The sequence below is a fragment of the Streptomyces sp. NPDC044002 genome (genome assembly GCF_056434525.1).
Window position 1 is genome coordinate 1 of sequence record NZ_JBWKEZ010000096.1, and the last position, 5,455, is coordinate 5,455.

Annotated in this window: 4 protein-coding genes; all 4 read right to left on the minus strand. The window is 72.4% G+C overall.

The window, feature by feature from the left end:
- Positions 1-185: 185 nt before the first annotated feature.
- The 4 genes from ispG to AC07A6_RS38380 all read right to left on the minus strand — a co-directional run bounded on the left by ispG (position 186) and on the right by AC07A6_RS38380 (position 5,331).
- The gene (ispG, locus tag AC07A6_RS38365; RefSeq protein WP_362470209.1) at positions 186-1,343 is read right to left on the minus strand and encodes a flavodoxin-dependent (E)-4-hydroxy-3-methylbut-2-enyl-diphosphate synthase; all 1,158 of its coding nucleotides are present in this window, start codon (positions 1,341-1,343) and stop codon (positions 186-188) included.
- A gap of 176 nt (positions 1,344-1,519) precedes the next feature.
- Positions 1,520-2,821, minus strand: coding sequence for a M50 family metallopeptidase (locus AC07A6_RS38370; RefSeq protein WP_478780202.1), 1,302 nt, complete (start codon positions 2,819-2,821; stop codon positions 1,520-1,522).
- A complete protein-coding gene (dxr, locus tag AC07A6_RS38375) occupies positions 2,818-4,080 on the minus strand; it encodes a 1-deoxy-D-xylulose-5-phosphate reductoisomerase (protein WP_478780203.1) in 1,263 nt (420 codons plus the stop codon). Before dxr ends, AC07A6_RS38370 begins: the two co-directional genes overlap by 4 nt.
- Before the next feature lie 12 nt (positions 4,081-4,092).
- Positions 4,093-5,331: a hypothetical protein gene (locus AC07A6_RS38380; RefSeq protein ID WP_478780204.1), complete on the minus strand. Its 1,239-nt coding sequence runs from the start codon at positions 5,329-5,331 to the stop codon at positions 4,093-4,095.
- Positions 5,332-5,455: the final 124 nt, after the last annotated feature.

Below are 5,455 nucleotides of genomic sequence, written 5' to 3' on the forward strand. Positions count from 1 at the left end.
CCACCAAGAACACCACCAAGAGACCCACAACCACCCCCCACAGCGCGAAGCCGAACACCTCAGCGTACGGCAAGCCGAGCACCCCCCCCCCCCCCCCCCACCCAACACCCCCCCCCCCCCCCCCCCCCCCCCCCCCCCCCCCCCCCCTGGGCCCGGGGCCGGAAGGCCTCTGTCGAAACCGGAGGTCAGACGCCGATGGCGACGCTGGGCTCGCCGGAGGCCACGCCGTCCTTCTCCATCTGCTCGGCGATCTTCAGCGCCTCTTCGATGAGGGTCTCCACGATCTTGGACTCGGGGACGGTCTTGATGACCTCGCCCTTGACGAAGATCTGGCCCTTGCCGTTGCCGGAGGCGACGCCGAGGTCGGCCTCACGGGCCTCGCCGGGGCCGTTGACGACGCAGCCCATGACGGCGACGCGCAGCGGGACGGTCATGCCGTCCAGGCCGGCGGTGACCTCCTCGGCCAGCTTGTAGACGTCGACCTGGGCGCGGCCGCAGGAGGGGCAGGAGACGATCTCCAGGCGGCGCGGCTTGAGGTTCAGCGACTCCAGGATCTGGTTGCCGACCTTGACCTCCTCGACCGGCGGCGCGGAGAGGGAGACGCGGATGGTGTCGCCGATGCCCTCGGAGAGCAGGGCGCCGAAGGCGACGGCGGACTTGATGGTGCCCTGGAAGGCGGGGCCGGCCTCGGTGACGCCGAGGTGCAGGGGGTAGTCGCACTGGGCGGCGAGCTGGCGGTAGGCGTTGACCATGACGACCGGGTCGTTGTGCTTGACCGAGATCTTGATGTCGCCGAAGCCGTGCTCCTCGAAGAGGGAGGCCTCCCACAGCGCGGACTCGACGAGCGCCTCGGGGGTGGCCTTGCCGTACTTCTTCAGCAGGCGGGCGTCGAGGGAGCCGGCGTTGACGCCGATGCGGATCGGCGTGCCCGTCTCGCGGGCGGCGTACGCGATCTCCTTGACCTTGTCGTCGAACTGCTTGATGTTGCCCGGGTTGACGCGGACGGCGGCGCAGCCGGCGTCGATCGCGGCGAACACGTACTTGGGCTGGAAGTGGATGTCGGCGATGACCGGGATCTGCGACTTCTTCGCGATGACGGCCAGCGCGTCGGCGTCGTCCTGCGTCGGGCAGGCGACGCGGACGATCTGGCAGCCGGAGGCGGTCAGCTCGGCGATCTGCTGGAGGGTGGCGCCGATGTCGGAGGTGCGGGTCGTGGTCATCGACTGCACCGAGATGGGCGCGTCGCCGCCGACGGCCACGGAACCGACCTGGATCTTGCGGCTGACCCGGCGGTCGGCAAGCTTCGTCGGCACGGACGGCATTCCGAGAGAGATGGCAGTCATCTGCTGTGCAACCCCAAGGTGTGGATCGAGGTCCCGAGATCGGCGGGCTCCAGCCTTCGAGGTTACGCCAAGCTGCGCGCGCCCCTTGCATCCGAGGGGGTCGCGCCACCCGAACGTAGGGAGCCGGGCACGATGCGTGCCCGGCTCCGGTCGCCGCTGGGGGGGTGCCCGTACGACTACGTGATCTTGATCGGGTTGACCACGTCCGCGACGAGCACCAGCAGCGTGAAGCAGACGAAGACGCCGGCGACCACGTACGCGGCGGGCATCAGCTTCGCCACGTCGAAGGGGCCGGGGTCGGCGCGCCGGAAGACCTTGGCCACGGTGCGGCGCAGGGACTCCCACAGGGCGCCGGCGATGTGCCCGCCGTCCAGGGGCAGCAGGGGCAGCATGTTGAACAGGAACAGCGACAGGTTGAACATGCCGAGCACGTTGAGCAGGATCGACATCTTCTGCTCGCTGGGCAGGTCCAGGGCGGCGATGTCACCGCTCATCCGGGCCGCTCCGACGATGCCCATCGGGGAGTCGGCCTCGCGCTCCGCGCCGTCGAAGGCCGCGTTCCAGAGGGCGGGGATCTTGGCGGGGAGCTTGAGGAGCCCCTCGACGCTGCTGTCGACGATCTCGGCCATGTGGTCGACGGACTCGCCGAAGGACAGGGCGGCGATCTCGCTCTTGGGGCTGAAGCCGAGCCAGCCGGCGGTCACGTACTGGCCCTTGACGTAGCCGCCGTGGCCGTCGGTCTTGGCGACCTGGTTGGCGATCAGGTCGACGGGGATGCTGAGCTGCTGCCCGTCGCGCACGACGGTGACGGTGGCGGGGCCGACGGTGTCGCGGATCCGCTTCTGGAGGGCGGCCCAGTCGGCCACCTTCTTGCCGTTGAAGGCGACGATCCGGTCGTCGGCCCGCAGGCCGGCCTTCTTCGCGGGGGCCACCGGGTCGCCGTCCTTGCAGACGTCGCGCTTCTCGCTCTGCTGGATGACGCAGGGCGAGACGCTGGCGATCTGGGTGGTGGTCCGGTTGATTCCGAAGGTCATCCAGACGCCGAAGAAGATCGCGAGGGCGAGCACCAGGTTCATGAAGGGGCCCGCGAACATCACGATCACGCGCTTCCAGGGCTTGCGCGTGTAGAAGAGCCGCGTCTCGTCGCCGGGCTGGAGCTCCTCGTAGGCCGCCGAGCGGGCGTCCTCGATCATCGACCGGAAGGGCGAGGTGGAGCGGGCGGTGACCTTGCCGTCCTCGCCGGGCGGGAACATCCCGATCATGCGGATGTAGCCGCCCATCGGGATGGCCTTGATCCCGTACTCGGTCTCGCCCTTCTTGCGGGACCAGATGGTCTTGCCGAAGCCGACCATGTACTGGGGCACGCGGATGCCGAAGAGCTTGGCCGTGGAGAGGTGGCCGAGCTCGTGCCAGGCGATCGAGAACAGCAGCCCGACGACGAAGACGAGCACGCCCGTCAGGGTCAGCAGCAAGGTCATGCGCCCGCCTCCACGGCGGCCCGCGCCGCCATCTCCCGTGCCCGGGCCCTGGCCCAGGTCTCCGCTTCGAGGACGTCCGCCACCGTCAGGGAAGTTCCCGACGTGGGCGTTCCGTGCTCGTCGACCACTGCGGAGACCGTATCCATGATTCCTGTGAACGGCATCCGCCCGGCCAGGAAGGCGTCCACGCACTCCTCGTTCGCCGCGTTGAAGACGGCGGGGGCGGTGCCGCCCAGGGTGCCGACGTGCCGGGCGAGGCCGACCGAGGGGAAGGCCTCGGTGTCGAGCGGGAAGAACTCCCAGGTGGAGGCCTTGGTCCAGTCGAAGGAGCGGGAGGCGTCGGGGACCCGCTGGGGCCAGCCGAGGCCGATCGCGATGGGGCCGCGCATGTCGGGCGGGGTGGCCTGGGCGAGGGTGGAGCCGTCCGTGAACTCGACCATGGAGTGCACGTAGGACTGCGGGTGGACCACGACCTCGATGCGGTCGAAGGGGATGTCGTAGAGCAGGTGCGCCTCGATGACCTCCAGCCCCTTGTTGACCAGGGTCGCCGAGTTGACGGTGATGACCGGGCCCATGGCCCAGGTGGGGTGCGCGAGGGCGTCCTCGACGGTGACGGCGGCCAGCTCGGCGCGGGTGCGGCCGCGGAAGGGGCCGCCGGACGCGGTGACCACGAGCTTGCGGACGTCGGCGCGGGTGCCGGCGGCGAGGGCCTGGAACAGGGCCGCGTGCTCGGAGTCCACGGGGATGATCTGGCCGGGCTGCGCGAGGGCCTTGACCAGCGGGCCGCCGACGATCAGCGACTCCTTGTTGGCCAGGGCCAGGGTGCGGCCCGCGCGCAGCGCCGCGAGGGTGGGGGCGAGGCCGATTGAGCCGGTGATGCCGTTCAGGACGGTGTGGCAGTCGGAGGCGGCGAGTTCGGCGGCCGCGTCGGGCCCGGCCAGGATCTCGGGCAGCGGCTCGCCGGCGCCGTACTGCTCGCCCAGCGCTTCCTTCAGGGCCGGTACGGCGTCCTCGCGGGCGACGGCCACGGCCCGCACCCGCAGCTTGCGGGCCTGCTCGGCCAGCAGGTCGACGCGCCCGCCGGCGGCGGACAGCGCGGTGACCCGGAAGCGGTCCGGGTTGCGCAGGGCGAGGTCGATGGCCTGGGTGCCGATGGACCCGGTCGACCCGAGGATGACGATGTCCCGGCGGCCGGCCGCGGCGTCGAAGAGGAGGTGCGGGTCGGCGAGGGGGGCTGGACTGTCGCTCATGCCCCCCATTGTTGCCGCAACTCAGGGGCGCTTGGACACGGAGTCCCCGTCCGTGACCCGGGCCAGGAGTTCGGGGAGGGTTCCGGCGAAGTCGGGGAGCGCCCGGGCGGCGCGCCACCAGGCCCGGGGGTCGTCTCCGAGGGCCGCGTCGAAGAGCCGGTCGGCCTCGGCGCGGGCGGCGAGCACGGCGGCGGGCCGGTCGTGGCGGTCGGGGTGGCCCGTGTCGCCGAGCCACTGGTCCTCGTCGAGCGCCCAGCACGCGGGGACCTTGTGCCGGATGACGTCGGCGCCGGTGAGCAGGCCCCGGTCCAGGCAGTCGCGGACCCAGCGGACGTCCTCGGCCGCCGTGTCCATCGGCACGGCCAGGCTCACCAGGGCCAGCTCGCGCTCCCACGCGCCGGCCGGATCGGCGGGGGCCGGGTCCGGGGCGAGGTGGCGGACGGCGCGGGCGAGCGCCGGGTCGTGGCGTACGTCGCCGGGCGCGGCCGGGATGCCCGCGGCCAGCGCGGCCGCCAGGTCGGGCAGGGTGCCGCGGAAGGCGGGGGCCCGGCGGCCCAGTTCGGCCCACAGCCGGGGGTCGTCACCGAGCGCGGGGCGCAGTGCGCGGTGCACGGCCGACTGCATCTCGGCCTGTTCGGGCAGGGTCCAGCGCAGCCCGCGGGTGGCGGGGAGGTGGCCCAGGAGCAGGGTGCGGGCCGCGGGGGCCACGTACGCGACGAGCTCGTCGCAGGTCAGCAGGCCCATCCGGACGGCCCGGACGGCGGGCCGGTACCAGTGGCGGCCGTACGTGTCCCCCGTGCGCGCGTCGAGCAGTGCGCGGCACGCCTGCCGGGGCAGTCCGCCCGCCAGCAGCAGCGCCTCGACGGCGCCGGCCGGCAGCGGGGCGCGGGCGTGGGCGCGCAGCAGCGGCTCGGGGTCGTGGAGGTCGAGGAGGTGCGGCATGCGGAGCAGGGTGAGCGGGATCCGGGGGCGGCGGGCGTGCCGGCGCAGCAGGCGGATCAGTTCGTCGGGGGTGAGGGGGCCGGGGCCGGTCTCGGCGAGCAGTTCGGGCGAGGGTCCCGGCCGGGCGGCGTACCGGGCGGGGCCGGGCAGGCCGGGCAGCGGGCGGCCGACGACGTGCGGGTTGCGGGCGATGTAGTGCCGGTCGGCGTCGGTGCCGTGGCGCAGCAGGAGGGTGACGGCGGCGGCGGGCAGCCACTGGTCGCGGCACAGGTACTTGCGGGTGGGCCCGTCGAGCCGGTCGATCAGGTCGGCCACCACGTGGTGCGGTGGGGGGGGGGGGGGGGGGGGGGGGGGAGAAAAAAGAAAACAACAAAACCCCACACAAAAAAAAAAAAACCCACCCCCCACCCCAACCCCCAAAACCCCACGGCAAGCGGTTTTT